This is a genomic window from Streptomyces sp. NBC_01515 (genome assembly GCF_045040345.1).
GTDB lineage: Bacteria > Actinomycetota > Actinomycetes > Streptomycetales > Streptomycetaceae > Streptomyces.
Window position 1 is genome coordinate 5,223,511 of the sequence record NZ_CP109416.1, and the last position, 26,490, is coordinate 5,250,000.

The 26,490-nt window shown below is 68.2% G+C and carries 23 protein-coding genes and 2 rRNA genes (1 of these 25 only partly in view); 4 read left to right on the forward strand and 21 right to left on the reverse strand.

The features are described 5' to 3' along the window. Positions 1 to 21: 21 nt before the first annotated feature. The 3 genes from OG407_RS23215 to OG407_RS23225 form a co-directional block, all read right to left on the reverse strand. Positions 22 to 1,923 (reverse strand): FHA domain-containing protein, encoded by a 1,902-nt coding sequence (locus tag OG407_RS23215; RefSeq protein WP_405860825.1) that lies wholly within the window; start codon positions 1,921 to 1,923, stop codon positions 22 to 24. 81 nt (positions 1,924 to 2,004) lie between these two features. Beyond that, the gene (locus OG407_RS23220; protein ID WP_405860827.1) at positions 2,005 to 3,231 is read right to left on the reverse strand and encodes a PLP-dependent aminotransferase family protein; all 1,227 of its coding nucleotides are present in this window, start codon (positions 3,229 to 3,231) and stop codon (positions 2,005 to 2,007) included. Between the two features lie 82 nt (positions 3,232 to 3,313). Further along, positions 3,314 to 4,216 carry an SAM-dependent methyltransferase gene (locus tag OG407_RS23225; protein WP_405868550.1) on the reverse strand — a complete coding sequence of 301 codons (903 nt, stop codon included), beginning with the start codon at positions 4,214 to 4,216 and terminating at the stop codon, positions 3,314 to 3,316. 323 nt (positions 4,217 to 4,539) lie between these two features. Between OG407_RS23225 and OG407_RS23230 the strand changes: the two genes are divergently transcribed. After that, positions 4,540 to 4,713: a hypothetical protein gene (locus OG407_RS23230; protein WP_405860829.1), complete on the forward strand. Its 174-nt coding sequence runs from the start codon at positions 4,540 to 4,542 to the stop codon at positions 4,711 to 4,713. Positions 4,714 to 4,734: 21 nt separating this feature from the next. Here the strand turns inward: OG407_RS23230 and OG407_RS23235 are convergent, their stop codons facing one another. The 7 genes from OG407_RS23235 to OG407_RS23265 form a co-directional block, all read right to left on the reverse strand. Then, the gene (locus OG407_RS23235) at positions 4,735 to 5,100 is read right to left on the reverse strand and encodes a DUF805 domain-containing protein (protein WP_405860831.1); all 366 of its coding nucleotides are present in this window, start codon (positions 5,098 to 5,100) and stop codon (positions 4,735 to 4,737) included. A gap of 332 nt (positions 5,101 to 5,432) precedes the next feature. Next, positions 5,433 to 6,425, reverse strand: coding sequence for a porphobilinogen synthase (gene hemB / locus OG407_RS23240; protein WP_405860833.1), 993 nt, complete (start codon positions 6,423 to 6,425; stop codon positions 5,433 to 5,435). A 478-nt stretch (positions 6,426 to 6,903) separates the two neighbouring features. Further along, positions 6,904 to 8,610, reverse strand: coding sequence for a bifunctional uroporphyrinogen-III C-methyltransferase/uroporphyrinogen-III synthase (locus tag OG407_RS23245; protein ID WP_266860516.1), 1,707 nt, complete (start codon positions 8,608 to 8,610; stop codon positions 6,904 to 6,906). Further along, positions 8,607 to 9,566, reverse strand: a complete 960-nt coding sequence (gene hemC / locus OG407_RS23250; RefSeq protein WP_366497496.1) for a hydroxymethylbilane synthase — start codon at positions 9,564 to 9,566, stop codon at positions 8,607 to 8,609. Before hemC ends, OG407_RS23245 begins: the two co-directional genes overlap by 4 nt. After that, entirely contained in the window at positions 9,563 to 11,269 is a 1,707-nt protein-coding gene (locus tag OG407_RS23255) for a glutamyl-tRNA reductase (protein ID WP_405860835.1), read from the reverse strand. Before OG407_RS23255 ends, hemC begins: the two co-directional genes overlap by 4 nt. Continuing rightward, positions 11,266 to 12,027, reverse strand: a complete 762-nt coding sequence (locus OG407_RS23260) for a redox-sensing transcriptional repressor Rex (protein WP_328680403.1) — start codon at positions 12,025 to 12,027, stop codon at positions 11,266 to 11,268. Before OG407_RS23260 ends, OG407_RS23255 begins: the two co-directional genes overlap by 4 nt. Positions 12,028 to 12,274: 247 nt before the next feature. Beyond that, entirely contained in the window at positions 12,275 to 12,523 is a 249-nt protein-coding gene (locus OG407_RS23265; protein ID WP_328680405.1) for a glutaredoxin family protein, read from the reverse strand. 105 nt (positions 12,524 to 12,628) lie between these two features. Between OG407_RS23265 and OG407_RS23270 the strand changes: the two genes are divergently transcribed. From OG407_RS23270 to OG407_RS23280, 3 genes are all read left to right on the forward strand, one after another. Next, positions 12,629 to 13,573 carry an HAD family hydrolase gene (locus tag OG407_RS23270; RefSeq protein ID WP_405860837.1) on the forward strand — a complete coding sequence of 315 codons (945 nt, stop codon included), beginning with the start codon at positions 12,629 to 12,631 and terminating at the stop codon, positions 13,571 to 13,573. Positions 13,574 to 13,888: 315 nt separating this feature from the next. Continuing rightward, the gene (locus OG407_RS23275; protein ID WP_026151088.1) at positions 13,889 to 14,662 is read left to right on the forward strand and encodes an ECF subfamily RNA polymerase sigma factor, BldN family; all 774 of its coding nucleotides are present in this window, start codon (positions 13,889 to 13,891) and stop codon (positions 14,660 to 14,662) included. A gap of 235 nt (positions 14,663 to 14,897) precedes the next feature. Next, the gene (locus OG407_RS23280; RefSeq protein ID WP_405860839.1) at positions 14,898 to 16,112 is read left to right on the forward strand and encodes a DUF5667 domain-containing protein; all 1,215 of its coding nucleotides are present in this window, start codon (positions 14,898 to 14,900) and stop codon (positions 16,110 to 16,112) included. A gap of 131 nt (positions 16,113 to 16,243) precedes the next feature. On the opposite strand, the gene OG407_RS23285 is transcribed toward OG407_RS23280, so the two are convergent. The 11 genes from OG407_RS23285 to OG407_RS23335 all read right to left on the reverse strand — a co-directional run. After that, a complete protein-coding gene (locus OG407_RS23285) occupies positions 16,244 to 17,305 on the reverse strand; it encodes a lysophospholipid acyltransferase family protein (protein WP_405860841.1) in 1,062 nt (353 codons plus the stop codon). Between the two features lie 14 nt (positions 17,306 to 17,319). After that, the gene (locus tag OG407_RS23290) at positions 17,320 to 18,381 is read right to left on the reverse strand and encodes an NAD-dependent epimerase/dehydratase family protein (protein WP_393765592.1); all 1,062 of its coding nucleotides are present in this window, start codon (positions 18,379 to 18,381) and stop codon (positions 17,320 to 17,322) included. 168 nt (positions 18,382 to 18,549) lie between these two features. Continuing rightward, the gene (locus tag OG407_RS23295; RefSeq protein WP_003948845.1) at positions 18,550 to 18,648 is read right to left on the reverse strand and encodes a 30S ribosomal protein bS22; all 99 of its coding nucleotides are present in this window, start codon (positions 18,646 to 18,648) and stop codon (positions 18,550 to 18,552) included. 111 nt (positions 18,649 to 18,759) lie between these two features. Then, positions 18,760 to 18,972 carry a helix-turn-helix domain-containing protein gene (locus OG407_RS23300; protein WP_004984898.1) on the reverse strand — a complete coding sequence of 71 codons (213 nt, stop codon included), beginning with the start codon at positions 18,970 to 18,972 and terminating at the stop codon, positions 18,760 to 18,762. A 129-nt stretch (positions 18,973 to 19,101) separates the two neighbouring features. Further along, positions 19,102 to 19,917 carry a phosphatase gene (locus OG407_RS23305; protein WP_329349867.1) on the reverse strand — a complete coding sequence of 272 codons (816 nt, stop codon included), beginning with the start codon at positions 19,915 to 19,917 and terminating at the stop codon, positions 19,102 to 19,104. A 719-nt stretch (positions 19,918 to 20,636) separates the two neighbouring features. Then, positions 20,637 to 21,809, reverse strand: a complete 1,173-nt coding sequence (locus OG407_RS23310; RefSeq protein WP_365310753.1) for an acetoin utilization protein AcuC — start codon at positions 21,807 to 21,809, stop codon at positions 20,637 to 20,639. Beyond that, complete coding sequence (locus OG407_RS23315; RefSeq protein ID WP_405860844.1) at positions 21,760 to 22,971, reverse strand: MFS transporter; 1,212 nt, start codon at positions 22,969 to 22,971, stop codon at positions 21,760 to 21,762. The genes OG407_RS23310 and OG407_RS23315 overlap by 50 nt, the downstream gene beginning before the upstream one ends. Before the next feature lie 67 nt (positions 22,972 to 23,038). Beyond that, positions 23,039 to 23,734 carry a VC0807 family protein gene (locus OG407_RS23320; RefSeq protein WP_405860846.1) on the reverse strand — a complete coding sequence of 232 codons (696 nt, stop codon included), beginning with the start codon at positions 23,732 to 23,734 and terminating at the stop codon, positions 23,039 to 23,041. A 92-nt stretch (positions 23,735 to 23,826) separates the two neighbouring features. After that, positions 23,827 to 24,471, reverse strand: a complete 645-nt coding sequence (locus tag OG407_RS23325; protein ID WP_405860848.1) for an HAD family hydrolase — start codon at positions 24,469 to 24,471, stop codon at positions 23,827 to 23,829. A 66-nt stretch (positions 24,472 to 24,537) separates the two neighbouring features. After that, positions 24,538 to 24,654 (reverse strand): 5S ribosomal RNA (gene rrf / locus OG407_RS23330). 92 nt (positions 24,655 to 24,746) lie between these two features. Beyond that, positions 24,747 to 26,490 (reverse strand): 23S ribosomal RNA (locus tag OG407_RS23335); it runs 1,379 nt beyond the window's last position.

Below are 26,490 nucleotides of genomic sequence, written 5' to 3' on the forward strand. Positions count from 1 at the left end.
CCCGCCCCGCCCCGCTCCACCTCACTGCTGCGTCGCCGACTCCAACGCCTCCACCGCCGCGGCCGCGGCCGTCGAGTCCTGGCCGTAGAAGATGTCGATGTCGACCTCCTCGCCGCCCATCGTGAGGGTGTCCCACGCGCCGCTGAGGACGAGCATGCGCAGGGTCCTGGACTCCAGGGTCTGGAGGCGTTCCAGGATCGCCTCGTCGTCCGGCATGCCCGCCAACCGGGGTGCGAGTCGGTCGCGGATGGCCGCCATGCGCGCCAACAGCGTGGCCGTGTCCGCCTCGCGGTCGGGTTCCTCCGCGATGCCGTCGATGCCGTGGTCGATGATGTCCTTGATGGCCCAGGTGACGCCCTGGTCGTCCGTGGTGACCATGGCCTTCCAGGCGCGGCTCTTGTGCCGGTACTGGAGCATCGACATGGCGGCTTCGTGCCGCAGGAAGTCCGCGTCCCGGAAGGGGCGGCCGTTCCAGGCGCTGTTGAGGGAGCGGGCCAGCGAAATCGCCGACGCCAGGCCGCTGTTGAGGCCCCGGCCCGGCCAGAAGTGGATCGCGTTGGCCGCGTCGCCGAGCAGGAAGCCGTAGGTACCCGGCGAGTTGACGGTCGGGGGCAGCAACTCGGCCGAGAAGCGCGGGCGTTGCACCATGTCCAGGCGGAAGCTGGTGACCGCGGACAGGTCCTGGGACTGGACGTCGAAGAGCCGGAGGCCCTCGTGCACGCGCTTCCACAAGGGCGATCCCTTGATGAGCGCGGGCAGGAACAGCGTGCCGTGGGTGGCGCACTGGAAGTCGCCGTGCTCGTCGCGGTTCATCAGGCAGGGGCGGGAGGCGATGCACTCCTCGAAGACCCGGCGGACCGGGTCGATGCCGATGACCTCCCCCAACTCGGCGTCGGTCAGCCGCATGTTGAGGAAGCCCTCGCCGCGCAACGAGTTGAGCAGGAAGCGGTTCTGGGCGACCGTCAGCAGGATCGCCATCGGGTCGGGGAGTTCCGACTTCACCCTCAACCCCAGTACCACGTCCCGCAGATGGACGCCGTCGAGGGAGTAGATGGACTCGTCGGCCTTGCCGAACCTCGCCGCGAAGTGCTCCCGGGTGCGCGACCGGCCGCCGTCACAGATGGCGAGCACATGCTGCGAGGCGAGTTCGTCGCGCTGTTCCGCCGGGTCGAACTTGGCCGGTATCAGGCGTATTCGGTCCCGCTTCTCGTTCGCCAGCTCCAGCAGCCTGTCCTCGATGTAGGCGATCCGCATGTTGCGCGGGTGGTGGTCGCCGATCGAGTCCGGGCCGGACGGCCACATCTCGGTGTAGTGCTCGGGGTCGAAGAGCCGCTCCTGGACGTACTGCGGCCAGGCGAGGTACTGCCGGCTCTGCACGGTCACCACCTGCTGGCGCCGCACATTGCCCTCGGCCTCGCTCTTCCAGACGACGCGGCGGCCGTCCTTGCGCCACCGGCCCTCGTAGACCGTGATCTTCACCTGGGCACCGAGGAAGTGCTCAAGGAGCAGGGCCATGGAGAGGCCGACGGGGCCCCCGCCCACGACGGTGACCCGCAACAGCGAGCCCTCTTCTTCTTCCGGGTGGGTCACGGAGCGGGGCAGGTTGAGCGCCATCAGGGTCTGCATCGCGTCGGCGACCTCGAAGCGGAACTCCTGGTCCCCGATGGTGATTTCGTCACCGGGCTGGAGCAGGCGGGCCTCCACCTCCTCCCCGTTGACCTGCGTGCCGTTGCTGCTGCCGCAGTCGCGCAGGACGTACCCCTCGTCCTGGTCGAAGACGATCTCCGCGTGGAAACGCGAGACGCTCGGGCTGGCGATGACGACCGTGTTCCCCGCGTTGCGTCCGAAGGTGACGCGGGTGTCGACGATCGGAATGCGCTCTCCCGCCAGCAGACCCTCACGTCCGACGAGCACCGGTGCCATGGCATTTCCTCCCAGGGTTCAACTCGGCGCGTTTCCAAGGGGATTCACCGATTTCAATGACCTTCGGCCACCATAAGCGCACTACACCGAGATGGAATCCCCCAGCCCTTCCCTCAGTCCCTCCCCCAGCCTCCTGAGCCCCTCCCGGATCTCCTCCGGCGGCTGCGTCACGAAGCACAGCCGCATCGTCGACCGCTCGGGCTCCCCGGCGTAGAAGGGCGCCCCCGGCACGTAGGCCACGTCCTGCCGCACCACCCGCGCCAGCAGTTCCGTCGTGTCGTACGACTCCGGAAGCCGTGCCCACAGGAACATCCCGCCCTCGGGCCGCTCCCAACTGGACCCCTGGGGAAGGGCGTTGGCAAGACCTGCGAGCATGGCGTCCCGCCGTTCCCGGTACACCCCGGCCACCCGCGCCACGTGCGCGTCGAGGTCGTTGTCCGCCAAGTACCGTGCGGCGGACAGCTGGTTGACGGTCGGGGTGTGCAGGTCGGCGGCCTGTTTCGCGACAACACAGGCCCGCAGCAGGGAAGTCGGCGCGCGCAGCCACCCGAGGCGCAGCCCCGGCGCCATCACCTTGGAGAAGGAACCGAGCAGCACCGTACGGTCCGCCGCCCCCTCCTGCGCCGCGATCCACGGCAACCGCTTGCCCTCGAAGCGGAGTTCGCCGTAGGGATCGTCCTCGACGATCCACAGCCCGCGCCGCGCGGCGACCGCGGCGACGGCGGCGCGGCGGTCGGCGGGCAGGGTGCGGCCGGTGGGGTTCTGGAAGGTCGGCACGGTGTAGAGCAGCTTGGGCCGCTCCCGCACGACGAGTTCGTCCAGTGCCTCGGGATCGACCCCGTCCCCGTCCCCCGGCACGGCGACGACCCGCGCTCCGGCGAACGCGAAGACCTGAAGTGCCGCCAGATAACAGGGATTTTCGACGAGGACGACGTCCCCCGGCTCCAGCAGCGCGGTCGCGAGCAGCGAGAGCGCCTGCTGCGAACCGGTGGTGACGAGGAGGTCGTCGGGCTCGGTGGGCAGCCCGCGCGCCGAGGTCCGCGCGGCGAGCGCGGCACGCAGCACCGGTTCGCCCTCGGTCGTCGCGTACTGGAGCGCCCGCGCGGGCGTCTCGGCGAGCACCGCCTGGTACGCGGCCGCGATACCGGTCGCGTCGAAGAGTTCGGGTGCCGGGAGCCCGCCCGCGAAGTTGATCACCTCGGGGCGGGCGGTGACGGCGAGGATGTCCCGCACCGGCGAACCCCCGATCGCACGGGCGCGCGCGGCGAGGGGCGGCAGGGGGACGGCGGGTGTCTCGGTGAGGGTCATGGCGCGCAGCTTAGAAACGTACGTGCCGCCTACAAGCGCCTTTCCACGATCCGGACGCCCGCCATCTCCTCCTGGCCTGGGCTCAGGCCTTCTTACCGGTCGCCCCATAGACGTTGATGTCGTCGTCCGTCACATCATTGATGTCGCGATAGGTGATCTTCTCGATGTCGTCGAGACTCTCGAAGTACGCCTGCTCCACCACCGGCGGCGCGGGCGCCGGACCGGGGTGCCACTTGTGCGCCGGGACCACACCGGGCTCGTCCAGGGTGACGCCGGGGGTCTCGGTGAAGAGCCGCTCGACCTCGTCCTTGGAACGGAACACGAAGGTGAACCCCCGTTCCGTGTAGGTCCGTTGGACCGCACGGGCCGGAATGGGATGCATCTCGTCGGTGAGATGGCTGAGCACCAGATGACTGCCGGACGGCAGCACATCCACCAGCTCACGCACCAACGGATACGCCTCCTCGTCCTCCACGAAGTGCAGGATCGCCACCAGCAGCAGGGCGATCGGCTCGTTGAAGTCGAGGGTCTTGGCGGCCTGTTCGAGAATGTCGTCCGGGCGGCGCAGGTCGGCGTCGATGTAGTCGGTACGGCCCTCGGGGCTGCTGGTGAGCAGCGCGCGGGCGTGCGCGAGGACCACCGGGTCGTTGTCGACGTAGACGATCCGCGACTCGGGCTCGATGCCCTGGGCGATCTGGTGCACGTTCTCCGCGGTGGGCAGCCCGGTGCCGATGTCGAGGAACTGGCGCACCCCGTGCTCCTGCGACAGCCGGGTGACCGCGCGGCGCATGAAGTCCCGGTTGTGCCGTACGTCGAGGTACCCGCGCGGGTTGGCGGCGAGCGCGGCGGCTGCGGCCTCGCGGTCGACGGGGTAGTTGTCCTTGCCGCCGAGGAAGACGTCGTAGACGCGGGCCGGGTGGGCCTTGCTGGTGTCGATCCTCCTTCGCAGCTCGGCGGGGTCTTGGCTGAGGGCGTCACCGGGCATGCGCGTCTCCCAGAAGAGGTCGGTCATTCGAAGGACAACCGGAGCAGTGCTCAAGAGCGGTGGCCAAGAGCAGTGGTCAACAACCTAACTCCCGCCGGGACTTGATGGTGCCCAGTCCGAGGGACGGGCGGCGCCGGCGCGGCCACGGGGCGCCCGGCCCCCTCCCCGCGTCCCACAACGTGCCCGAGTCCGCCGACATCCCCGCAGGTCAGCGCGGGCGGGACGGTCCCGGCGTCCCGAATCCGGCGACAGCCGTAGACCCCGCCCCACGCGACCACCCAAGCTGCACCCGATAACGCGCTTCGCTTCCACGGGAGGAACCCATGCCGGCCCGCACCACCCGCATCCGTATCCGCACCGGTGTCCTGGCCGTCGCCACGGCCGTGCTCGCCGCGGCGCTGCTGCTCTCGGGGTGCAAGGACGGCATGGGCGTACGCGACGAAGGCCCGTCCGGCGTGAGCCCCACGTCGTCGATGTCGACGGGGTCCACGCCCTGACGGGCCTCGTGGCGGGTGCGATCAGACGTGCGCCGGGATCCCGCCGACTTCCTTCGGGTTCGGGCCGTACTGGTTGGCGCCGGGCTTGCCGTCCGTGCAGGTGAAGACCAGGAGGGTGATCGGGCCGGCGATCGGGATGATGCCGAAGAACAGCCACCAGCCGGAGCGGCCGGTGTCGTGCAGGCGGCGGATGCCGACACCCACGCCGGGCAGCAGGATCGCGAGGTAGAAGACGATCACGAGGTACGGGAACTTGATCACGACACCGATGACGCCGAGCACGATCGCGATGATCGCCGCGAACAGGGAGAACATCCAGTACTCCTTGCGACGCGCGCGCCCGCTGAATACCGCGTACTTCTTCAGTGCCTCGATGAAATAGTTCATGGTGTCCCCCAGGGATCGACGTCCAGACCATCCAGAACGGATCAGGCCAGGCGCAGAAGGTAAGGACACTGATGCGGACGCGTCAAATCCACATAAGTGCCGGACACTGAAGCTTATTTGGGGTCACATCCGCCCACACCGACCGTCGATTTCGGGCCAGAACCCGCAACCGCCCCGAACCGAGATCCGCTCGACGCCGGAACGATCTCGAAGCGTTGCCTATTGACGGGAGTTCAGCGGGGCATTGGGCAGGCGTACGGCGGGGCATTGGGCAGGCGTACGGCGGGACATTGGGCGGGCGTACGGCGGGACATTGGGCGGGCGTTCGGCGGTCAGCGCAGCTTCTGCGCCACCTCCACCGCCCAGTACGTGAGGATGTTCTGCGCCCCGGCCCGCTTGATACCGGTGAGCGCCTCGAAGATCGCCTTCTCCCGGTCGATCCAGCCCTTCTCGGCGGCGGCCTCGATCATCGAGTACTCGCCGGAGATCTGATAGGCGGCGACGGGCACGTCCGAGACCTCGGCGACCTTGGCCAGGATGTCGAGGTAGGGCCCCGCCGGCTTGACCATCACCATGTCGGCACCCTCCTCCAGGTCGAGCGCCAACTCCCGCATGGACTCCCGTGCGTTGGCCGGGTCCTGCTGGTACGTCTTACGGTCCCCCTTGAGCGAGGAACCCACGGCCTCACGGAACGGCCCGAAGAACGCGGACGCGTACTTGACGGTGTAGGCGAGGATGGCGACATCCTCCCGCCCGATCTGATCGAGCGCGTCCCGGACGACCCCGATCTGCCCGTCCATCATCCCGCTGGGCCCGACGACATGGGCCCCGGCATCGGCCTGCACCTGAGCCATCTCGGCATACCGCTCAAGGGTGGCGTCATTGTCAACGCGCCCAAGCTCGTCAAGCACCCCGCAATGCCCATGATCGGTGCTCTCATCAAGACACAGATCGGACATGACAAGCAGCTCGTCCCCGACCTCGGCCCGCACATCCCGCAGCGCGACCTGCAGAATCCCGTCCGGGTCGGTCCCAGGCGTCCCGAGAGCGTCCTTCTTGCTCTCCTCCGGCACCCCAAAGAGCATGATCCCGGAGATCCCGGCGGCAACAGCCTCAGCGGCAGCCTTCTTCAGACTGTCCCGAGTGTGCTGCACAACCCCAGGCATGGCCCCGATCGGCACCGGCTCACTGACCCCCTCCCGCACAAACGCCGGAAGAATGAAGTCAGCCGGGTGCAACCGAGTCTCAGCAACCATCCGCCGCATGACCGGGCTGGTCCGCAACCGCCGGGGCCGAGAGCCGGGAAAGGATCCGTACGTCGTCATGCCATCTACGCTACGCCCGCCTCAGGGGCACCTTTGCCGACGGTGAGTCGGCGCACATTTCGGCATAGATCGCGGACACTTCGCTGCGCTTCCCGCACTTTCCGGCACGGTCTTCGACTGAGCCTGTCGACGCCCGCCTCGGGCACTTGCCGACGCACTCTTGCGCCGTGCTGTCCGGCGAACTCATGCGCTGAACTCTTCGGCACACGCTTCGGTGAACTGACCGGCGCGCTTCTCAGCACAGGCCGCCAACTCCCAGCCCATCCGGCGCCTTTCAAACGCAGGCCGCCAACTCCCAGCCCATCCGGCGCCTTTCAAACACAGGCCGCCAACTCCCAGCCCATGCGGCGCCTTTCAAACACAGGCCGCGATTTCTCAGCCCGTCCGGCGTTTGAGGACGAGGCCCCTTCAGGGCCGAAGCGGGGTGTGGGGGCGCCGCCCCCACGGACGCCCGCCCCCACTCACCGCAACCGAAACCTCAGGTCGTACGCCGACGCCGAGCCCCAGGCCGCCGCTCACTCGGCCGGGTAACCGGATCCCCCGCCTCCTGAGCCGCCGCCCTCCGCCGAAGCCCGAAGTTCGCCAACGCCTCGGCCAACTTGTGCACAGACGGCTCCGGAGCCATCACATCCACCCGCAGCCCATGCTCCTCGGCCGTCTTCGCCGTAGCAGGACCAATACACGCGATCACGGTCACGTTGTGCGGCTTACCGGCGATCCCCACCAGGTTCCGCACGGTGGACGACGACGTGAAGAGAACGGCATCGAAGCCACCCCCCTTGATCGCCTCCCGCGTATCGGCCGGCGGCGGCGACGCCCGCACGGTCCGGTAGGCGGTCACGTCATCCACCTCCCACCCGAGCTCGATCAGCCCGGCGACAAGCGTCTCCGTAGCGATGTCCGCACGCGGCAGGAACACCCGGTCGATCGGGTCGAAAACGGGGTCGTACGGAGGCCAGTCCTCCAGCAACCCGGCCGCGGACTGCTCCCCGCTCGGCACCAGATCCGGCTTCACGCCGAAGGCGATCAGCGCCTTCGCGGTCGACTCGCCCACCGCCGCGACCTTGATCCCGGCGAACGCCCGCGCATCGAGCCCGTACTCCTCGAACTTCTCCCGCACGGCCTTGACCGCGTTCACGGAGGTGAAAGCGATCCACTCGTACCGCCCGGTGACGAGCCCCTTGACCGCCCGCTCCATCTGCTGAGGCGTCCGCGGCGGCTCGACGGCGATCGTCGGCACCTCGTGCGGAACGGCACCGTAGGACCGGAGTTGGTCGGAGAGCGAAGCCGCCTGCTCCTTCGTCCGCGGCACGAGCACCTTCCAGCCGAACAGCGGCTTGGACTCGAACCACGACAACTGGTCGCGCTGCGCGGCGGCGGACCGCTCACCGACCACGGCTATCACCGGCCGGCCACCTTCCGGGGACGGCAGCACCTTCGCCTGCTTCAGCGTCTGCGCGATCGTGCCGAGGGTCGCGGACCAGGTCCGCTGACGAGTGGTCGTACCAGCCACTGTGACCGTCATAGGGGTGTCCGGCTTACGGCCCGCGGCCACCAGCTCACCGGCGGCCGAGGCCACGGAGTCCAGCGACGTCGACACGACCACCGTGCCGTCCGACGCCCCCACCTCCGTCCAGCACCGGTCCGACGCGGTACGGGCGTCCACGAACCGGACGTCCGCCCCCTGCGCGTCCCGCAGCGGGACACCGGCGTACGCGGGCACGCCGACGGCCGCCGCGACACCCGGGACGACCTCGAAAGGCACACCCGCGGCGACGCAGGCGAGCATTTCCTCGGCGGCGTACGTATCTAGTCCGGGGTCCCCGGACACCGCACGTACGACCCGCCTGCCGCCCCTCGCGGCCTCCATGACAAGATGTGCCGCATCCCGTACAGCGGGTAGGCCAACGGTTGTTGACGCACCGTCAACAACCGTTAGTTGAGGCGTGCCTGTGCCCGGGAGCGAGCCCGAAGAAGGACTCGGATCCGGATGCACGACGGCTACGCCGGGTCGGGCGTGCGCACGTACGACGTCGAGCACCTCGTGCTCGGCGACGAGAACGTCCGCGTTCGCCAGCGCCTCTACGGCGCGCAGTGTGAGCAGTCCCGGATCTCCGGGTCCGGCACCCAGGAAGGTGACGTGCCCGTGTTCAGGACCGGCGGCGGGAAGAGTGGTGGGGCTCACTTGGCTTGCTCCCCCATCAGACCGGCCGCGCCCTGGGCAAGCATCTCGGCGGCGAGTTCGCGACCGAGCGCCAGTGCTTGGTCATGCGTCTCGGGCACGGGACCGGTGGTGGACAGCTGCACCGTACGCGAACCGTCGGTCGTGCCGACTATTCCGCGCAGGCGCATTTCCTTGACAATCTGCCCGTCGGCCAGCAGGTCGGCCAGCGCGCCCACAGGGGCGGAGCAGCCGGCCTCCAGGGCGGCGAGCAGGGACCTTTCGGCGGTCACGGCGATCCGCGTGAACGGGTCGTCGAGCTCACCGAGCGCCGCGATGAGGTCCGCGTTGTCCGCGGCACACTCGATCGCCAGGGCCCCCTGGCCGGGGGCGGGCAAAATCGTGTCGACCGACAGGAAGTCGGTCACGTCGTCGAGGCGGCCGATCCGGCTCAGTCCGGCGGCGGCCAGGACCACGGCGTCCAGCTCACCGTCCCGTACGAAGCCGACCCGGGTGTCGATGTTCCCGCGGATCGGGACCGTCTCGATGTCGAGGCCGTGGCTGCGCGCGTACGCGTTCAGCTGGGCCGTGCGCCGCGGGGAGCCCGTACCGATGCGCGCCCCGCGGGGCAGGTCGGTGAACTTCAGGGCGTCCCGGGCGACGATCACGTCGCGCGGGTCCTCGCGCTCGGGTACGGCGGCGAGCACCAGTTCCGCGGGCTGCGTCGTCGGCAGGTCCTTCAGCGAATGAACCGCGAAGTCGACCTCACCGCCGAGCAGGGCGTCCCGCAGCGCGGTCACGAAGACCCCGGTGCCGCCGATCTGGGCGAGGTGCTCGCGGGAGGTGTCGCCGTAGGTGGTGATCTCGACGAGCTCGACGGGCCGTCCGGTCACCTGGCTCACGGCGTCCGCCACCAACCCGGACTGGGCCAGGGCGAGTCTGCTCCGCCTTGTCCCCAGCCTCAGTGCCTTGCTACTCATGCTGGCCCTCGGTTCTTGCTGATCTCAGAGTCTTCTACGGCCCGGGAGACGGAGGCCACCGTCTCCTGGTCGAGGTCGAACAGGGTGCGCAGCGCGTCCGCGTACCCGGCGCCGCCGGGCTCGGCCGCGAGCTGCTTGACCCGTACGGTCGGCGCGTGCAGCAGCTTGTCGACGACGCGTCGCACGGTCTGGGTGATCTCCGCGCGGTGCTTGTCGTCGAGGCCGGGCAGCCGTCCGTCGAGCCGGGCGATCTCGCCGGCGACGACCTCGGCGGCCATGGCGCGCAGGGCGACCACGGTCGGCGTGATGTGCGCGGCCCGCTGGGCTGCCCCGAAGGCCGCGACCTCGTCGGAGACGATACGCCGGACCGCGTCCACGTCCGCCGCCATCGGGGCATCCGCGGAGGCCTCGGCGAGCGACTCGATGTCCACCAGCCGCACCCCGGCCACCCGGTGCACGGCCGCGTCGACGTCCCGCGGCATCGCGAGGTCGAGGAACGACAACACCGGCGCGGGGCGCGGGACATGGGCCACGGGCTCGGGCCTGCGCCGCTCGGGGATGCGTCCGACCGTGGCGGCCATGGCGGCGAGTTCGGTGATGAGTTCGGCCTCGGCCTCGGGCGTACGCCGGGCCGCCTCGCGCCGGTCGACGGCGCTGCCGCCGACCCAGGCCGCGTGCTGCTCCAGCGTCGCCGCGTCCATCCCGGCCACGGCGGCCTCCCCCATCACGGAGAAGCCACTCGCCCCCTGCACCGCCGACAGGTCCAGCGGACACCCGTCCTCGGTCCCGACAGACGTCGGCGGAAGCCCCTCCCGCACGACATCCGCTACGGCCGTACGACCGACCGCGGCGTCCCGCGGCACCCGGCCCTCGACCGCGACCGCGACCGTGTCGGCCGTCAGGACCAGCCCCGTCGCACCCGTGCAGGACACGGCCACATCGGCACGTGTCAGCTCGAACGGCACCGAATCCATCGGTACCGCGCGGGCGGACACGTCCGTTTCGGGGCTCTCGGTGATGATCTGGGCGAGCCGCTCGGCGCGGTCGGAGGTGCGGTTGGCGACGACGATCTCGGCGACCCCGGCACGCGCGAGGGTCGCGGCGGCCAGCGACGACATGGAGCCGGCGCCGATGACCAGGGCCCGTTTCCCCTTCGCCCAGGCCTCAACTGCCGTGCCGGAGGAGAGCTGTTGAAGGCCGAAGGTGACCAGGGACTGGCCCGCGCGGTCGATGCCGGTCTCGGAGTGGGCGCGCTTGCCGACCCGGAGGGCCTGCTGGAACAGCTCGTTCAACAGCCGCCCGGCGGAGTGCAGTTCCTGCGCCGTGGCGAGGGAGTCCTTGATCTGGCCGAGGATCTGGCCCTCGCCGACGACCATCGAGTCGAGGCCGCAGGCCACCGAGAAGAGGTGGTGGACGGCCCGGTCCTCGTAGTGCACGTAGAGATAAGGAGTGAGCTCGTCCAGGCCGACGCCGCTGTGCTGGGCCAGCAGCGTGGACAACTCCGCGACGCCCGCGTGGAACTTGTCCACGTCGGCGTAGAGCTCGATGCGGTTGCAGGTGGCCAACACCGCGGCCTCGGCGGCCGGTTCGGCGGCGACCGTGTCCTGGAGGAGCTTGACCTGGGCGTCCGCGTTCAGCGTGGCCCGCTCCAGGAGGCTGACCGGCGCGCTGCGGTGGCTCAGCCCGACGACGAGGAGACTCATGCCGGCATCACGGCGGGGACGTCCCCGTCAGGGCCCTGCTCGGCGGAGTCGCCGCGGCGCGCGGCGGTCGGGTGCGCCGCCTGGTTGGCGGCCTCCTCGCCGGCCTTGCGCTGCTCGTGGAAGGCGAGGATCTGCAGCTCGATCGAGAGGTCGACCTTGCGGACGTCGACGCCGTCCGGGACGGTCAGCACGGTCGGCGCGAAGTTCAGGATGGACGTCACACCGGCGGCCACGAGCCGGTCGCAGACCGGCTGGGCGGCACCGGCGGGGGTGGCGATGACGCCGATGGAGACGCCGTTGTCGCTGATGATCTTTTCCAGCTCGTCCGCGTGCTGCACCGGGATGCCCGCGACGGGCTTGCCGGCCATCGCCGGGTCGGCGTCGATGAGGGCGGCGACGCGGAAGCCGCGGGAGGCGAACCCGCCGTAGTTGGCGAGTGCGGCGCCCAGGTTTCCGATACCGACGATCACGACCGGCCAGTCCTGGGTGAGGCCCAGCTCGCGGGAGATCTGGTAGACGAGGTACTCGACGTCGTAGCCCACACCGCGGGTGCCGTACGAGCCGAGGTACGAGAAGTCCTTGCGCAGCTTCGCGGAGTTGACCCCCGCGGCGGCCGCGAGCTCCTCGGAGGAGACCGTGGGTACCGAGCGCTCCGAGAGTCCGGTCAGCGCGCGGAGGTACAGCGGGAGACGGGCGACGGTGGCCTCGGGAATCCCTCGGCTACGGCTCGCCGGTCGGTGAGTTCGGCCAGTTGCCACGGTGCTCCTGCGGGTAGAGCGGGGCTGTGGGCGGTCACACGTACCCAGACCGCCCCGTCGAAAGCAGGCTATGTCTTTGTGAACGCGTGCACAAAGATGGTGTCCGATTTGCCCGGCCAACGTGACCGGGGTCACGCACACGCGTCCCAGGCGTATTCCAGGGGGCAAAACCGCCACACTCCTCGTAATTCCCGCCCCCGAGACCAAACCGCCGTCGATCCTAAGCGACGTTCGGGTGCGCGTTGAACTACTTGGTCAGTTCCCGGCGCAGCCGGGCCTCGTCCACCCGCCAGAAGGTGTGCTGTTTCCCATCGATGAGGACGACCGGAATCTGCTCCCAGTACTCGTCGTGCAGCCGCTGGTCCTCGGTGATGTCCTTCTCCTCCCAGGGGACCCCGAGATCGGCGCAGACCTTCTCCACGACGAGCTGCGCGTCCTCGCAGAGATGACAGCCGGGCTTGCGGACGAGGGTGACGAGATGACTCATGCACACCATTCTCGCGCCACCGGTGCGCTTCTTTAACGGCCCGGTCGCGGAGAGTTCACAGCCTCCGAACCTCGCGGCTCCGGAACCACCGAACAAACTGGCTATGCTCACGACATGGCCGCTCTCGGATGGCTCACTCCCCGTAGGCGCTCCGCCACGGCGCGGAGCGTGTTGGCAGGCGAGGCCTCTGCGGAGGCAGCGCGCAAGTCGTCGCAGGACGCGCAGGACATACAGGACGCCCTCGCGGACGAAGAAGCGGCGGAGGAAGCGGAGTTCCCGGTCCTCGGCGACGACAGAGCCGCGGCCTTCTTCGACCTGGACAACACCGTCATGCAGGGCGCGTCGATCTTCCACTTCGGCCGGGGCCTGCACAAGCGGAAGTTCTTCGAGACCCGCGACCTCCTCAAGTTCGCGTGGCAGCAGGCCTGGTTCAGGCTCGCCGGCTTCGAGGACCCCGAGCACATGCAGGAGGCGCGCGACTCCGCGCTGTCCATCGTCAAGGGCCACCGCGTCGCCGAACTCCAGTCGATCGGCGAGGAGATCTACGACGAGTACATGGCCGAGCGCATCTGGCCCGGCACCCGCGCCCTCGCCGAGGCGCACCTCGCCGCGGGCCAGAAGGTGTGGCTCGTCACGGCGGCCCCGGTGGAGATCGCCAACGTGATCGCCCGCCGCCTCGGCCTCACCGGCGCGCTCGGCACGGTCGCCGAGTCCGTCGACGGCGTCTACACCGGCAAGCTGGTCGGCGAACCCCTGCACGGCCCCGCGAAGGCGGAGGCGGTAAGGGCGTTGGCGGCGGCGGAGGGCCTGGACCTCTCACGCTGCGCCGCGTACAGCGACTCGCACAACGACATCCCGATGCTCTCGCTGGTCGGGCACCCCTACGCCATCAACCCGGACTCCAAGCTGCGCAAGCACGCGCGCGAGCTGGACTGGCGGCTGCGCGACTACCGGACGGCCCGCAGGGCGGCCAAGGTCGGCATCCCGGCGGCGGCCGGCGTGGGCGCGGTGGCGGGCGGCACGGCCGCGGCGATCGCTTTGCACCGCCGACGCCGGTGACGCGGTAAACACAGCCAATCCACCGGTCGTACCCGCGTAACCCCCTGTCCAGTCACGTTGGCTGCACACGGCCACAACACGCCCCGGTCCCTGACTGAATTCGGACCGTTCTGATCAACAACCGGTCACTCTGCGGTACTTGATCGGGCGTCAACCGGTTACGGAAGCGACGTAATCGATGATTTGAGCAACTGGGTGTAGCAGTGCCTGCACGAAGCGTTATTCTCCTCAGACGCAATCCGGTACCCCTCCGTCGCTACGACGGGTGAATGTTCCGGTACTGCACGTGATGGAAGCTCTGCCTCTGGGAGTCCCGTGTACCCACACGTCGGGGTTGACGCCTCGGGCCTGGCTACGCTGCGCGCAACGGTCCAAGACCTGTTGCGCGGCTTCGTCCCCACCGCGTACGCCGTCCCCGCCGCCTTCGCCACCACCGCACCCGTAGGCCCGTGTTATGCACTGGCCGACGGCGGCGCGGCTGTTGGCAGACGAGGGCGCTCGGCCGGCGCCGCCACCGCACGCCGTCCGGCCGCTGACAGCGACAGCGCCCGGATGATGGACCTCGTGGAGCGTGCCCAGGCCGGCGAAGCCGACGCCTTCGGCCGCCTCTACGACCAGTACAGCGACACTGTGTACCGGTACATCTACTACCGAGTGGGAGGCAAAGCCACCGCCGAGGACCTCACCAGCGAGACCTTTCTGCGCGCCCTGCGCCGCATCGGCACGTTCACCTATCAGGGTCGTGACTTCGGCGCCTGGCTGGTGACGATCGCCCGCAACCTGGTCGCCGACCACTTCAAGTCGAGCCGCTTCCGGCTGGAAGTGACCACCGGCGAGATGCTCGACGCCAACGAGGTCGAGCGCTCTCCCGAGGACTCCGTCCTGGAGTCCCTGTCGAACGCCGCACTGCTCGACGCCGTACGGCGGCTCAACCCGCAGCAGCAGGAGTGCGTCACGCTCCGCTTCCTGCAGGGCCTCTCCGTCGCGGAGACCGCCCGGGTGATGGGCAAGAACGAGGGCGCGATCAAGACCCTCCAGTACCGGGCCGTGCGCACTCTCGCCCGGCTCCTCCCGGACGACGCCCGCTGACGGCACACGCTCGGTAACGCCCAACTCGCGCTCAGTGAAAGTCCGTTGAGTTCGCGGTCGGATCATCCGTCGTCCGTAACCCAAGTGCCGCGCCACTCGTTGTGCGGGATACAGGCTCCCTGTGGTCACGACCTGACCCTCCCCGATCACTCGATCGTGTGGATGCGGTCAGGCTGTGCAACCCTCAGGACCCCCTGGGGAGTCGACCGTCATGACGCGAGAGGAGGTGCCGCCAGTGATCGCGAACGTATCGGCGCACCGGCGGGCGAACGCCTTCGCCCAGGCCCTGGAAGAGGAGCTGTCCGACCAGGGCACGGCGGCCGAGCAGTCCGAAGGACCGGCCCCGGCCCCGGCTGCTGCGGAACAGACCGAGCAGGGCCGCATGCTGGCCTTCGCCACCGGTCTCGGCGAGCTGCCCAAACCCGTGCTGGACCCCGAGGTCAAGGTGGTCCAGCGGGCTCAGCTGGTCGCCGCGTTCGAGGCCATGCTGCAAGGCGAGGCACCCGGACCCTCGGTACCGGAGCAGCGGTCCCCCCGGTCCCGGGGTGCGCACCGGGCCACCGGTCTGGGCAAGCTGCGACCGCGCACCCGGCTCACCAAGGGCCTCGCGGCCGGCGGACTGAGCGTCGGGGTCGCGGCGGGTGCCTTCGGCGGAGTGGCCGCGGCGAGCTCGGGCGCCCTGCCCGGTGACTCGCTCTACGGCCTGAAGCGCGGCATCGAGGACTTCAAGCTCAACTACCTGTCCGACGGCGACGACCAGCGCGGTGTGGCCTACCTCGACCAGGCGTCCAACCGCCTGAGCGAGGCACGCCGGCTGATCGAGCGGGACCGCAGCGGCCACCTCGACCACGAGCAGCTCGGCGAGATCCGCCGCACGCTCGCCGGGATGACCCACGACGCCTCCGAGGGCCACCGCCTGCTGCACGAGGCGTACGAGCAGGACCCGAACTCGCTGGGCCCCATCCAGGCCCTCTCCGCGTTCTCCCGCTCGCACCGTGAGGCCTGGGGCGCCCTGCGCGACCGCCTCCCCGTCCAGCTCGGCGACGTCAGCGACCAGGTCTCCTCGGTCTTCGACGCCATAGACGAAGAGGTCGCCCCGCTCCAGTCGCTGCTCCCCCAGCCCCCGGCGACGACGCCCGGCACCGGCAAGCACCGCGCTCCGGGTACGACGTCCACGGGCGGCTCCACCGGCACCCACCGCTCGACGACACCGAGCACCACCGACGGCTCCGCGGAGACCAGCCACTCCAGCACCCCCACCGAGTCCGCCACCACCGGCGACGGCCTCCTCGGCGGCAACACGGGCGGCCTCCTGGACCCCCCGAAGACCTCCGGCACCGAGTCGCCCTCCGCGAGCAAGCCGTCGATCACGGAACCGGATGTCACGCTGCCGCCGCTGTTGCCGGGCTTGCTGCCGGGCTTGGGCATCGACAGCGAGGACGCGAATTAGCTCCGCTGGTTCTGCGGTTTTTTGGCTGCGGGCCGGTGGGGGCTGGTCGCGCAATTCCCCGCGCCCCTAAAGACGATGGGGTGTCCCTCTTGAGAGGGGCACCCCATCGTCTTCGTCGTACAGCCGAAAAACTAGAAAAACACCGACCGCCGCTGCACCAGCAGCTTGTACAACGTGTGCTGGATCTGCTCCCTCACCTGGTCCGTGAGGTTGAACATCAGCATCGGATCCTCGGCCGCCTCCGGCGGATAGCCGTCCGTCGGGATCGGCTCGCCGAACTGGATCGTCCACTTCGTGGGCAACGGGATCGCACCCAGCGGGCCCAGCCACGGGAACGTGGGCGTGATCGGGAAGTACGGGAAGCCCAGGACGCGGGCCAGCGTCTTGGAGTTGCCGATCATCGGGTAGATCTCCTCGGCCCCCACGATCGAGCACGGGATGATCGGGGTGCCCTTGCGCAGGGCGGTCGAGACGAAGCCGCCGCGGCCGAAGCGCTGGAGTTTGTAGCGCTCGCTGAACGGCTTGCCGATGCCCTTGAAGCCCTCCGGCATCACGCCGACCAACTCGCCCCGGCCCAGCAGCCGTTCGGCGTCCTCGGCGCAGGCCAGGGTGTGACCGGCCTTGCGGGCGAGTTCGTTGACCACCGGGAGCATGAAGACGAGGTCCGCCGCGAGGAGCCGGAGGTGGCGGCCCGCCGGGTGGTTGTCGTGGACGGCGATCTGCATCATCACGCCGTCCAGCGGCAGCGTCCCGGAGTGGTTGGCGACGATCAGCGCGCCGCCCTCCGCCGGGATGTTCTCGATGCCCTTGACCTCGACCCGGAAGTACTTCTCGTACAGCGGGCGCAGCGCCGGCATCAGGAGCTCGTCGGTGAGCTCCTCGTCGTAGCCGAAGTCGTCGACCTCGTAGTCCCCGGTCAGCCGGCGGCGCAGGAAGGACAGGCCGTGGGCGACCCGGCGCTCCAGGGCGCTCTGACTGTCCTCGTCCGGTGTCTTCTCCGGCTCTCGTTCCTCACGCGTCACAGGAACATCATCCTGCGCGAAGTCCCGGCCCGGCAGGGGCTGGACCTCACGGACCAGCGCGGGTTCGCCGTTCTTGCGCCGGTTCCCCGTGCTCCGGCGCCGCTGCGGCCGCTGCACGCCGTTCGCGCGGGACCGGTCGTCGTCGAACGGAATGACCTTGGCATCCGCCATCGTTGATGCGCTCCTCAGTTGGCGCTCGGCGTCGGGGGGTGGCCACTGTCCGGCCGGGACAGCGCGGCGATCCGGTCGACGGCCCCCGCGAGGACCTCCGGCGGCAGCAGCCCCGGGCCCTGACTGCGCGCGAAGTCCGCGAAGGTCTCGGCGGTCGTGTACTTCGGCTTGTACCCCAGCGTCTCGCGCATCTGGACCGTCGACACGACCCTGCCGTGGGTCAGCAACCGGATCTGCTCCGGGGAGAAGTCCGTCATCCCCAGCGTACGCACCAGGGAACCCGCCCAGGTGACCGCAGGCAGCAGCAGCGGCACGGTCGGGCGGCCCAGGCGCCGCGAGCACTGGGAGAGCAGCAGGACGCCGTCCCCGGCGATGTTGAAGGTGCCGCTGTTGAGCGTGCCCCGCTCCGGGTCGTGCGAGGCGATCCGCAGTACGTCGATCACGTCGTCCTCGTGCACGAACTGCAGCCGCGGATCGTAGCCGAACACGGTCGGCAGGACCGGCAGCGAGAAGTACGACGCGAGCGGTGAATCCGCCGTAGGACCAAGGATGTTGGCGAAGCGCAGCACGCACACGGCGACGTCGGGGCGGCGGCGGGCGAAGCCGCGGACATAGCCCTCGACCTCGACGGTGTCCTTCGCGAAGCCGCCGCTTGGCAGGGACTTCGGCGGGGTGCCCTCGGTGAAGACGGCGGGGTCGCGCGGGGCGGAGCCGTAGACGTTCGTGCTGGACTTCACCACCAGGCGCTTGACGACCGGCGACTTCTGGCAGGCGCCGAGCAGCTGCATGGTGCCGATGACGTTGGTCTCCTTGACCGTGGTCCGGCTGCCGCTGCCCAGGGCGGTGCCCGTCACGTCCATGTGGACGACCGTGTCGGCGCCCGACTCGGCGAGCACCCGCGCGATGGTGGGCTGCCGGATGTCGGCCTGGATGAACTCCGCGCCGCCGAGATGGTGCCCGGGCGCGACCGCGTCCACCGCGATCACCCGGTCCACCTGTGGATCACGCTGGATCCGCCGTACGAACCGGCCCCCCAGCTGACGGGCCACTCCGGTCACGAGCACGACCTTCCCCAAGATCAGCGCCTTCCTTCCGAGTTACCCGTGTGCGGCCAACCTAGCGGTTGGGTGTTGCGCTGTGATGACCGCATGACCGCCTGACCGACGGAAGTCCTGAACAAAACTGTGGCCCCCCACCGAATTCGGTGGGGGGCCACAGGAGACGCTCTCGCGGCGCCGCGTCGCCTACTTCTTGTTACGACGCTGCACGCGCGTGCGCTTCAGCAGCTTGCGGTGCTTCTTCTTAGCCATCCGCTTGCGCCGCTTCTTGATAACAGAGCCCACGACTACCCTCGCTCACTTCTCATCACTCGGTGCTGGGCATCATGGGCCCATACGACCTACAAGGGGCCAGCCTACCCGTCCGAGAGCTGAGGTCGTAATCGAGGTATCGCCTCAGGCTGTCTCCACCCCCACATAACTCTCGCGAAGGTACTCGTGTACCGCTTGCTCGGGGACGCGGAAGGACCGCCCCACCCGGATAGCGGGCAGATGACCGCTGTGCACCAACCGGTACACGGTCATCTTCGACACTCGCATCACCGAGGCGACCTCCGCCACGGTAAGGAACTGAACCTCGTTCAGAGGCCTCTCGCCAGCTGCAGCCATGACACACCTGAACCTTCCGCACTCGACGGTCACCGGCTTCCCCTTCCGGTGACTCTTCGTCGTTGCGTGCTCACTCCCCAATGTAGGGGCGTGTGATGCGAGTGGGGAAGAGGTGCACCCATCGGCGGCCTACTGTGACAGACACGCTCGATTGAGTACGTAGCGGGTAAGCGGCCGGTAGTAAGCGGACCGCACGGCGTCATCAAGTGGAACGACGACGGACACCGACCCCTCGGCCTCCCCCACGAACAGTGCAGGGTCGTCGGTGTCAGCCAGCCCAATGGCCTCGAACCCCAGCTGACCTGCTCCGCAGACCCACCCGTGGTCCCCGATCACCAGCTCCGGAAGCACCCCGCCGGCCTCCGCCGCCGCACCCAGCACGGTACGAACCGGGAGCGGTGAGTGCGTGTGTGCGCCGGGCTCACAACCGGTGCGTTCGGGGCCCGGTTCACGGACCAGCCCGACCCCCTGGACGTAGTCGAGGTTGTACGTGCGTAGACCGAACCGGGTCGTTATGTCGACAGAGAGACCCTGCGCTGGGGTGAGAACAGCACACCCCGCCGCCGACAAGGCGTCCGCCAACGCGGCGTAGAACCCGAGCAGCCGATGCGGATGCCCGGTCCCGAGAAGCACGGCCCCACTCCGCTCCGCTACCTCCCCCAACCGATCGGCGAAGGCGTCCAACGCGGCCAGAGTCCGCTCCGGGTCGATCACATCATGCCCGGAAGTGTGCGTCGGGTCGGCCGAAACCCCACACTTGTCCGCCATCAGCCGGATCAAGTCCCCCTGCTCCCACGTCCATTCGGGATCAAGTCCGATCAGTACCCGGGGATCCCGCGCGGCGAAGGCCCGGTAACTCCGCAGACTCTCCTCCCGCGAGGTGGCCACGGGTCCGGCCAGCCGGGCGGCCAGCAGATGCGCGCGGAGGGCGCCGGTGCTCAACACGGGAGCGATGCTGACGGACCCGCCCCCCGGGCACGACGAAAACCCCGGAAACACCGCGCGGTTGGCGTAACACCGGTGACAGGACAGTGCCAAGAACACCCACAACCGCCTTACGGATTCCCGGCTCTCACCTCGCACGGACGGAACGACCAACCGTCCCAGGCAAGTTGACCGACACATCACCAACTGGGGGCCCAGGGGGAACACCGTCATGCTCAACCTGTCCCGCCGCACTCACGATCCTGAACGCCCTAGGCAACTCGGACGACCCGACCGTCGACTCCGGTACGTACACGAGCTACGCCGGCCCGGTCCACGTCGACGGCCGCGACTCCTGCATCGCGTGGGGCGGCACGATCGGCAACGCGTCGGCGGAGGACTCGGGGCACTGTTGGCTGACGTGTGAGTGGTGAGCGCCGGGGGCGGATTGAACGGCCGTCTCCGGTGGTCGGTCTTCGATGCGGGCGAGCGCTTCTCGACACGGGGTGGCGTGACTCGGCTCGGGCGAGCGCTTCCTCGACACCGGTCGGCATCACCCACCACAGGCTTCTCAGCACAGGCCCACCAAATCCAGCCCGTCCGGCGTTTGAGGACAAGGCCGTTCAGGCCGAAGCGGGGGTCTGGGGGCGGCAGCCCCCAGGGATGGGACGGGTAGGGGCGGCGGGGGCGAAAATCCCCGCGACACCCACCCCCCACCCACCCGCACAACCACCGAAGACCTACGCCAACAACCCCCGCAACGGAAACACCGCCCGCCGAGTAGCCACCACCGCCTGATCAAGACGATCCCCGGGGTCATACCCCGACTCCCAGTCGGCGTAGGCCACCGGCCACCGCCCGTCCGTCATCCGCTGTGGCCCCAACTGCCGCGTCCGAGCGAACACTTCCTGCCGCCACCCCTCAGGAATCACCGCCTCCGGCGCGATCTCCCGCCCCGCGGCGATAGCGACGAGATGCGTCCACGACCGCGGCACCACCTCCACCACGGCATAACCACCCCCACCGAGCGCGACCCACTTCCCGTCCGCGTACTCGTGCGCGAGCTCATGACACGCCACCTGCACGGCCCGCTGCGCATCCAGCGACACGGCGAGATGAGCAAGCGGATCCTCGAAGTGCGTATCGGCCCCGTGCTGAGTCACCAGCACCTGCGGCCGAAAGTCCGCGATCAACTCCGGCACGACAGCGTGAAACGCCCGCAACCACCCCGCGTCCCCGGTCCCGGCCGGCAACGCCACATTGACCGCAGAGCCCTCCCCCTTCCCGGCCCCGGTCTCCTCCGGCCACCCGGTCTGCGGGAACAACGTCCGAGGATGCTCATGCAGGGAGATCGTCAACACCCGCGGGTCCTCCCAGAAGGCGGCCTGGACCCCGTCCCCGTGATGCACGTCCACATCCACATACGCGACCCGCTCGGCCCCCAACTCCAACAACCGGGCGATGGCCAACGAGGCGTCGTTATAAATACAGAACCCCGAGGCAGCCCCCGGCATCGCATGATGCAGCCCACCCGAGAAGTTCACGGCATGCAGCGCGTCCCCGCCCCACACAGCCTCAGCCGCCCCCACCGACTGCCCCGCGATCAGCGCCGACACCTCATGCATCCCGGCAAAGGCAGGATCATCCATGGTCCCGAGCCCATACGCCCCGTCCGCCGACTCCGGATCGGCCGAGGCCGCCTTCACCGCCTCGACGTAGTCCTCCCGGTGAACCAGCCGCAACGTCGAATCACCGGCGGGCTTGGCCGCCACCACATCCACGTCCTTGTCGAGCCCGAAGGCATCGACAAGTCTCCGGGTCAGGGCGAGCCGGACCGGGTCCATCGGATGGTCCCGGCCGAAGTCATAGCCCGTTACTGCCTCGTCCCACATCAGCTGTGCGCGCCCGCTCATGCCCGTCACCGTATCGGTCCGCCGACGGCGCGAACGAGCGGGCGTACACCAACGTCACCAGCACCAACACCATCGGCACGAGCATCGCCCCGCGATAACTCCAGGCGTCACCCAGCGCCCCCACCAACGGCGAACCGATCAGAAACCCCACGTAATTGAACACATTGAGCCGCGCGATGGCCGTATCCGAAGCCCCCGGGAACAACCGCCCGGCCGCCGCGAAGGTCTGCGGCACCAGCACACACAGCCCGAGCCCCACCAACGTGAACCCGAGCATCCCGACCCCGGCCCCCGGCGCCACGGCCACCACGGCGAACCCCACCGCGGCCACCACCGCCCCCAGCCGCACCACGGCCACCGCCCCGAACCGCCGCACCCCGAGATCCCCGATCCCCCGCCCGACCAGGCACATCACCATGTAGACGTTGTACGGAACGGTCGCCACCTGCTCCGAACTGCCCAGCACGTCCTTCAGATACTTCGCGCTCCAGTTGGAGACGGTCGAGTCCCCGATATAGGCGAAGGTCATCACGAGACACAGCGGCAGCAGCAGCTTGAAAACCAGCGGCCCGGCCTCCGCACCCTCCGCCTCGCTCCCCGGCGCACCCCCGTCGACGTACCACCGACTCCCCACAAAGGCAGCCGGCAACAACACAGCCACCACCGGCAGATACGACACCCACAGCGCGAGATGCCAGTGCGCCCCCGCCCAAGCCAGCGAGGCCCCCACGATCCCGCCCAGGCTGTACGCGGCATGGAAGCTCAGCATGATGCTTCGTCCGTACGTCCGCTGCAGACTCACCCCGAGCATGTTCATCGAGGCGTCCAGCACACCCACCCCGAGCCCGAACGCCCCGAGCGCGACGGCCAGTTCGGCCATGCTGTCGCCCGCCCCGACCCCGAGCAGCGCCAGGAGGACGACGGGCTGGGACCAGCGCAGCAGCACGCTGGGCCGTATTCGCTTCACCAGTTGCTCGGTGGTCACGCTCCCGACCCCGGCGAGGATCGGCACGGCGGCGAGGAAGACGGGCAGCAGCCCGTCCGAGACCCCGTACCGGTCCTGGATCGCCGGGATGCGCGTCACGAGCAGCGCGAAGGTGGCGCCCTGAGCGAAGAAGCTGAACGCCAAAGAGGCCCTACCGCGCCGCAGCACATCTGTCATGGCGGCGAGCGTAAGGGCCCCGGCGTACTCGTGGGTAGATCCAGCCAAAGATGAATTCTGCTCAGCTTTACCGAGCGACGGCCAGCGAGGACACAACCGCAGGTGAGGGGGCATCCCCGGCCTTCAGCTCCGCGTCGATCATCTCCGCCATCGGCCCCACGGCGACACCGCCACTGACCACGGACGTCACGGCGATCGTCCCGATCATCACGACCGTACCGAGCCACACCATGGTGTCCACGGGCAGCGTGTACACCCCGACGATCCGCGCGACACACTCCGCGAGCAGCATCACACCCCACACGAGCGAGAACCGCCGCTCGGCCCGCCGGAACGCCACCGACCCGCTCAACAGCCGCTCGAACGCGGCCTCCCGCTCCGGATTGCCCTTCACCAGGAAGGGCTTCATCCCGGCGGTCATCATCGGCTTCCCCATCACCACGGACACGAGGATCCCGATCCCGACGGCACTGCTGATCCCGCTGTCCTTCGCGAGCATCAACCGCGGATCACCGGCCACGAAACTGAGCAGCAGCCCAACAACATTCACGAAGAGAATCAGCGCGGCGAAGGCATTGATCGTCCGCTCCGCGACAACCCCCCACACGGTCCGCACCGCCGGCACGACACTGCTCCACCCCAGCGCCGCCACCGTGCCCATCCCGAACCCGCTCTTCAGCAGGTAGTACGACCCGATCGGCACCGCCACGTCCGCGAGGAGCGGCCCGAAGTTCTTCTTCATGGAGCCCGTGTTCGTCGTCATGCCCTCAGCCTGCCGCGAGGCCCCGGCCCGCCAGTAGAACCGATCGTCCGGACCTCGGCATGACAAATGTCAGCGCCCCACCCTGCCCGGGGTCATTCCAACAGCTCAGCCAACTGCCCCATGTCACGAAAGAGTTGAGTAGCCCCGACAAGCCGCTCAGCAGGAGTCATCCCGATGAACCCGTACACATCCATCCCGGCCGCAACACCAGCCCGCACCCCCAACGGACTGTCCTCTACGACGACACACCGCTCCGGCGCCACACCCATCCGCTCGGCCGCGTACAGGAACAGATCCGGCGCGGGCTTCCCCCGCCCCACGTCCTCGGAGCTGAACACCCACTCGTCCTCGAACCACTCGTCCAGCCCCGTGGTCCGATGCCCCACCCGAATCCGCTCATGGCTCCCGGACGACGCCACGCAGTACGGCACCCCGTCCGCGACCAGCCTCTCCAGCACGTCGACGGCCCCGGCGACCGGCTTCAACTCCCGCTCGAACGCGGCGAACACGCGGGCATGGAAGACATCGTCGAAGTCGTCCGGCAACCGCTGCCCGGTCCGCTCCTCGACGAGATCGTGGACGCGGTGCATCGCGGCGCCCATGTAGTCACGGAGGGACTCCTCGTACGAGGTCGGGTGCCCGAGCTCGGTGAGATAGCCGGCCAGGAGCCTGTTGGAGATCGGCTCACTGTCGACGAGAACACCGTCGTTGTCGAAGATCACGAGGTCATAGCGCATACCGCTGAGCCTAAACGCAGAAAACCCCCGTACCGAATTAACGGTACGGGGGTTTTCGCAATATTTGTTCGGCGGCGTCCTACTCTCCCACAGGGTCCCCCCTGCAGTACCATCGGCGCTGTGAGGCTTAGCTTCCGGGTTCGGAATGTAACCGGGCGTTTCCCTCACGCTATGACCACCGAAACACTATGAAACAGACAACCGCACCACACCCAGTGGCCCCGGGCATGGGGTTGTTCGTGGTTTCAGAACCAACACAGTGGACGCGAGCAACTGAGGACAAGCCCTCGGCCTATTAGTACCGGTCACCTCCACCCATTACTGGGCTTCCAGATCCGGCCTATCAACCCAGTCGTCTACTGGGAGCCTTAACCCCTCAAGGGGGTGGGAACACTCATCTCGAAGCAGGCTTCCCGCTTAGATGCTTTCAGCGGTTATCCCTCCCGAACGTAGCCAACCAGCCATGCCCTTGGCAGAACAACTGGCACACCAGAGGTTCGTCCGTCCCGGTCCTCTCGTACTAGGGACAGCCCTTCTCAATGTTCCTGCGCGCGCAGCGGATAGGGACCGAACTGTCTCACGACGTTCTAAACCCAGCTCGCGTACCGCTTTAATGGGCGAACAGCCCAACCCTTGGGACCGACTCCAGCCCCAGGATGCGACGAGCCGACATCGAGGTGCCAAACCATCCCGTCGATATGGACTCTTGGGGAAGATCAGCCTGTTATCCCCGGGGTACCTTTTATCCGTTGAGCGACGGCGCTTCCACAAGCCACCGCCGGATCACTAGTCCCGACTTTCGTCCCTGCTCGACCCGTCGGTCTCACAGTCAAGCTCCCTTGTGCACTTACACTCAACACCTGATTGCCAACCAGGCTGAGGGAACCTTTGGGCGCCTCCGTTACTCTTTAGGAGGCAACCGCCCCAGTTAAACTACCCATCAGACACTGTCCCTGATCCGGATCACGGACCCAGGTTAGACATCCAGCACGACCAGACTGGTATTTCAACGACGACTCCCCCTGAACTGGCGTCCAGAGTTCACAGTCTCCCAGCTATCCTACACAAGCCGAACCGAACACCAATATCAAACTGTAGTAAAGGTCCCGGGGTCTTTCCGTCCTGCTGCGCGAAACGAGCATCTTTACTCGTAGTGCAATTTCACCGGGCCTATGGTTGAGACAGTCGAGAAGTCGTTACGCCATTCGTGCAGGTCGGAACTTACCCGACAAGGAATTTCGCTACCTTAGGATGGTTATAGTTACCACCGCCGTTTACTGGCGCTTAAGTTCTCAGCTTCGCCACCCCGAAGAGTGACTAACCGGTCCCCTTAACGTTCCAGCACCGGGCAGGCGTCAGTCCGTATACATCGCCTTACGGCTTCGCACGGACCTGTGTTTTTAGTAAACAGTCGCTTCTCGCTGGTCTCTGCGGCCACCCCCAGCTCAAGGAGTAAATCCTCTCACCGGTGATGGCCCCCCTTCTCCCGAAGTTACGGGGGCATTTTGCCGAGTTCCTTAACCATAGTTCACCCGAACGCCTCGGTATTCTCTACCTGACCACCTGAGTCGGTTTAGGGTACGGGCCGCCATGAAACTCGCTAGAGGCTTTTCTCGACAGCATAGGATCATCCACTTCACCACAATCGGCTCGGCATCAGGTCTCAGACTTAATGAGCGGCGGATTTGCCTACCACTCGTCCTACACCCTTACCCCGGGACAACCACCGCCCGGGATGGACTACCTTCCTGCGTCACCCCATCACTCACCTACTACCATCTTGGGCCGGCGGCTCCACCACTTTCCATTCCCCGAAGGGTCCGGAACGGCTTCACGGCCTTAGCATTAATGGGCTCGATGTTTGACGCTTCACAGCGGGTACCGGAATATCAACCGGTTATCCATCGACTACGCCTGTCGGCCTCGCCTTAGGTCCCGACTTACCCTGGGCAGATCAGCTTGACCCAGGAACCCTTAGTCAATCGGCGCACACGTTTCTCACGTGTGTATCGCTACTCA